2 tRNA genes and 2 rRNA genes are annotated in these 5393 nt (G+C 50.0%); all 4 read right to left on the reverse strand.

Annotation, left to right across the window (positions count from 1 at the left end):
- Position 1: 1 nt before the first annotated feature.
- Positions 2 to 2836 (reverse strand): 23S ribosomal RNA (locus BMY56_RS18330).
- Positions 2837 to 3046: 210 nt separating this feature from the next.
- Positions 3047 to 3120 (reverse strand) — tRNA-Ala (locus tag BMY56_RS18335).
- 135 nt (positions 3121 to 3255) lie between these two features.
- A tRNA-Ile gene (locus BMY56_RS18340) sits at positions 3256 to 3329 on the reverse strand.
- 187 nt (positions 3330 to 3516) lie between these two features.
- A 16S ribosomal RNA gene (locus tag BMY56_RS18345) occupies positions 3517 to 5041 on the reverse strand.
- Together the 16S and 23S rRNA genes with 2 tRNA genes alongside form the textbook arrangement of a ribosomal RNA operon.
- Positions 5042 to 5393 lie beyond the last annotated feature (352 nt).

A 5393-nucleotide genomic window follows, 5' to 3' on the forward strand; every position in this document is an offset into this window, starting at 1 on the left:
TGTGCGCAAGCCTGACGGGCAATTAGTACTACTCGGCTACGGACATTACTGCCCTTCCACCTATAGCCTATCAACGTGGTCATCTCCCACGGCCCTTTAAAGAAATTTCATCTTGTGGCCGGTTTCGCGCTTATATGCTTTCAGCGCTTATCCGATCCCGACATAGCTACCCAGCGATGCTCCTGGCGGAACAACTGGTGCACCAGCGGTCAGTCCGACCCGGTCCTCTCGTACTAGGGTCAGCTCCACTCAAATTTCTAACGCCCGCAGTAGATAGAGACCGAACTGTCTCACGACGTTCTGAACCCAGCTCGCGTGCCACTTTAATGGGCGAACAGCCCAACCCTTGGGACCTTCTCCAGCCCCAGGATGTGACGAGCCGACATCGAGGTGCCAAACCCCCCCGTCGATATGAGCTCTTGGGGGAGATCAGCCTGTTATCCCCGGCGTACCTTTTATCCTTTGAGCGATGGCCCTTCCATGCGGAACCACCGGATCACTATGCTCTTGTTTCCAACCTGATCGACCTGTATGTCTCTCAGTCAAGCGCCCTTGTGCCATTGCACTCTACACACGATTGCCAACCGTATTGAGGGCACCTTTAGAAGCCTCCGTTACTCTTTTGGAGGCGACCACCCCAGTCAAACTACCCACCACGCACTGTTCCCTCATTGAGGGTTAGGCCCCGGACAAGCAAAGGCTGGTATTTCAACAATGACTCCACCACACCTGGCGATGCAGCTTCAAAGTCTCCCAGCTATCCTACACATTGCTTGACCAAGGTCAATACGAAGCTATAGTAAAGGTGCACGGGGTCTTTTCGTCCCACTGCGGGTAACCGGCATCTTCACCGATACTACAATTTCACCGAGCTCATGGCCGAGACAGTGTCCAGATCGTTGCACCATTCGTGCAGGTCGGAACTTACCCGACAAGGAATTTCGCTACCTTAGGACCGTTATAGTTACGGCCGCCGTTTACTGGGGCTTCAATTCAATGCTTCTCCCCGAAGGAATGACATCTCCTCTTAACCTTCCAGCACCGGGCAGGTGTCAGGCCCTATACTTCATCTTTCGATTTTGCAGAGCCCTGTGTTTTTGATAAACAGTCGCCTGGACCTCTTCACTGCGGCCCCCCCATAAGGGGGGCGACCCTTCTCCCGAAGTTACGGGTCTATTTTGCCTAGTTCCTTAGCCATGAATCTCTCGAGCGCCTTAGAATACTCATCCCAACCACCTGTGTCGGTTTACGGTACGGGCTGCTTCACTCGCTTTTCTTGGAAGTCGATATGCTGGATTATCACCTTGACCGTGGTCTCGGTGTACTATCGCGGTGTTACCACTCGCTTCAACGTACAATTCCGTCTGTACGCACCAACTTCTCGCCTCCGTCACTTTTAGCGTGAGCAGGTACAGAAATATTAATCTGTTGTCCATCCACTATCCCCTTCGGGTTCGCGTTAGGTCCCGACTGACCCCCAGCTGATTAGCATAGCTGGGGAAACCTTGGTCTTTCGGCGTGCGGGTTTCTCGCCCGCATTATCGTTACTTATGCCTACATTTTCGTTTGTAACCGCTCCAGCATCCCTCGCAGGTACACCTTCGACGCAATTACAATGCTCCCCTACCCCTCATATAAATATGAAGTCACAGCTTCGGTGATATACTTATGCCCGATTATTATCCATGCGGAACCGCTCGACCAGTGAGCTGTTACGCACTCTTTAAATGAATGGCTGCTTCCAAGCCAACATCCTGGCTGTCAATGCAGTTCCACCGCGTTATATCAACTTAGTATATACTTTGGGACCTTAGCCGGTGATCTGGGTTCTTTCCCTCTCGGACATGGACCTTAGCACCCATGCCCTCACTGCGCAGAAACATTTTATAGCATTCGGAGTTTGTCAGGAATTGGTAGGCGGTGAAGCCCCCGCATCCAATCAGTAGCTCTACCTCTATAAAACTATCTACACGCTGCACCTAAATGCATTTCGGGGAGTACGAGCTATTTCCGAGCTTGATTGGCCTTTCACCCCTACCCACAGGTCATCCCAAGACTTTTCAACGTCAACGGGTTCGGTCCTCCACTATGTGTTACCACAGCTTCAACCTGCCCATGGGTAGATCGCACGGTTTCGCGTCTACTACTACTAACTATGGTCGCCCTATTCAGACTCGCTTTCGCTACGGCTCCGGACCTGAAGTCCTTAACCTTGCTAGTAAAAGTAACTCGTAGGCTCATTATGCAAAAGGCACGCCGTCACCCATATGGGCTCCGACCGCTTGTAAGCGTATGGTTTCAGGATCTATTTCACTCCGTTATTCACGGTTCTTTTCACCTTTCCCTCACGGTACTGGTTCACTATCGGTCTCTCAGGAGTATTTAGTCTTGGCGGATGGTCCCGCCGGATTCATACAGGGTTTCACGTGCCCCGCACTACTCAGGATACCACTATCTAAATGCTCTTTACCTATACGGGACTATCACCCTCTATGGTCGCCATTTCCAAAGCGTTCTAGTTCATTACATGTCGAATATCGTGGTCCTACAACCCCGCACATGCCGGAACATGTACGGTTTGGACTAATCCGATTTCGCTCGCCGCTACTATCGGAATCACTTTTGTTTTCTCCTCCTCCGGGTACTTAGATGTTTCAGTTCCCCGGGTTTGCTTGCATTACTGCATGACATATCTTCAATATGCCGGGTTGCCCCATTCGGATATCTACGGATCATATCGTGTGTGCCGATCCCCGTAGCTTTTCGCAGCTTATCACGTCCTTCTTCGCCTCTGAGAGCCTAGGCATTCCCCATACGCCCTTTTCCAGCTTGTCGCCAGATCTTTAATCTATTCTATTCTTATTCGTACTCTTTACTTAATAAAGATTCGTGTTTCTTTCTTTTTTAGGTCGGTAAGATAAAATCTTACCTCCTGTTCCAATATGTCAATGAACTTTGTCGTGAGCCACGACAGGCATTTAAAAACCTATCTATCTCATCCACGATACTTCGAGAATAAAATTAATTATCTCTAGGCATCGCCTAGTGGAGAATATCGGAGTCGAACCGATGACCTCCTGCGTGCAAGGCAGGCGCTCTAGCCAGCTGAGCTAATCCCCCGTTCTCGGTCGTCGGCTATCAGTTAACAGTTATCAGTTAATCGATGACCATACGCCAACTTGGGATACCCAACTTCCAGAATTTCCTTCAATCTTTAATGAACGTAACATCCCCGAAGGAACATCTTTTTGTTTGTAGTCCCAGGCAGACTCGAACTGCCGACCTCTACATTATCAGTGTAGCGCTCTAACCAGCTGAGCTATGGGACTGTCCCTACTCTCTCTTTTCAGTACAAATACCTTTTCGAAAAAGCAATTACTTATATATTATTAATTATGGAGATCTTTTTTTTTAGAACAGTACTATATAAAGGACAACGAATATTAAATCAAAAGACCGGGACCGTAGTTCCATCTTCTCTTCGTCAGGGACCGTCCTTAAAAGGACAATCTCTAGAAAGGAGGTGTTCCAGCCGCACCTTCCGGTACGGCTACCTTGTTACGACTTAGCCCTAGTTACCGATCTTGCCCTAGGCCGCTCCTTACGGTGACGGACTTCAGGCACTCCCGGCTTCCATGGCTTGACGGGCGGTGTGTACAAGGCCCGGGAACGTATTCACCGGATCATGGCTGATATCCGATTACTAGCGATTCCAGCTTCACGGGGTCGAGTTGCAGACCCCGATCCGAACTGTGACAGGTTTTATAGATTCGCTCTGCCTTGCGACATGGCTGCTCTCTGTACCTGCCATTGTAGCACGTGTGTGGCCCAGGACGTAAGGGCCGTGATGATTTGACGTCATCCCCACCTTCCTCACGGTTTGCACCGGCAGTCCCGTTAGAGTCCCCATCATGACATGCTGGCAACTAACGGTAGGGGTTGCGCTCGTTATAGGACTTAACCTGACACCTCACGGCACGAGCTGACGACAACCATGCAGCACCTTGCAAATTGCCCGAAGGAAAAGGTATCTCTACCCCTGTCAAAATGCATTTAAGCCCTGGTAAGGTTCCTCGCGTATCATCGAATTAAACCACATGCTCCACCGCTTGTGCGGGCCCCCGTCAATTCCTTTGAGTTTCATTCTTGCGAACGTACTCCCCAGGTGGGATACTTATCACTTTCGCTTGGCCGCCCAGAACTCAAGGTCCCGGACAGCTAGTATCCATCGTTTACGGCGTGGACTACCAGGGTATCTAATCCTGTTCGCTCCCCACGCTTTCGTCCATCAGCGTCAGTATATAGTTAGTCACCTGCCTTCGCAATCGGTGTTCTATGTAATATCTATGCATTTCACCGCTACACTACATATTCCGGCAACTTCACTATAACTCAAGACGATCAGTATCAAAGGCAATTCTATAGTTGAGCTACAGACTTTCACCACTGACTTAATCGCCCGCCTACGGACCCTTTAAACCCAATAATTCCGGATAACGCTCGGACCCTCCGTATTACCGCGGCTGCTGGCACGGAGTTAGCCGGTCCTTATTCTTACGGTACCGTCAGTAGGGCACACGTGCCCCTTTTTCTTCCCGTATAAAAGCAGTTTACTACCCATAGGGCATTCTTCCTGCACGCGGCATGGCTGGATCAGAGTCTCCTCCATTGTCCAATATTCCTCACTGCTGCCTCCCGTAGGAGTCTGGTCCGTGTCTCAGTACCAGTGTGGGGGATCCCCCTCTCAGGGCCCCTACCCATCGTAGCCTTGGTAAGCCGTTACCTTACCAACAAGCTAATGGGACGCATGGCCATCTTATACCGCCCGAAGGCTTTAACCACATCCCGATGCCGGGTCGTGGTACCACGGGGCATTAATCCAAGTTTCCCTGGGCTATTCCCCTGTACAAGGTAGGTTCCATACGCGGTGCGCACCCGTGCGCCGGTCGTCAGCGGAGCAAGCTCCCTGTTACCCCTCGACTTGCATGTGTTAGGCCTGCCGCTAGCGTTCATCCTGAGCCAGGATCAAACTCTTCATCGTTGTTTTGTAAATATTCGTCCCAACGAAGTCTTGATTTCTCCCGGCCCCGACTCTCGATTCAATTCCTTATATATGTAACCGAAAACTAATCCGGTCACACAGTAAATTCTATGTTTCCTTAATTCTTGTTCCTCTCGAACAGGTCCTCACCCATTCTCGATTCTTATCTCCACAATATTTCAATGAACTTCCAACAAAGGACCTATGTCCTGCGACCTTCGCCCCTTCGTTCCCCCTAGGTCTTTCCCTAAGCGGCTGCAAATATACAACTGTTTTTTAACCCGGCAACTACTTTGAGAAAAAAATAAATTCTTTTTTTATCGCCCGGTAAACCAACATCTATATGAACTTG

Source organism: Maribacter orientalis (genome assembly GCF_900109345.1).
GTDB classification, from domain to species: Bacteria; Bacteroidota; Bacteroidia; order Flavobacteriales; family Flavobacteriaceae; genus Maribacter; species Maribacter orientalis.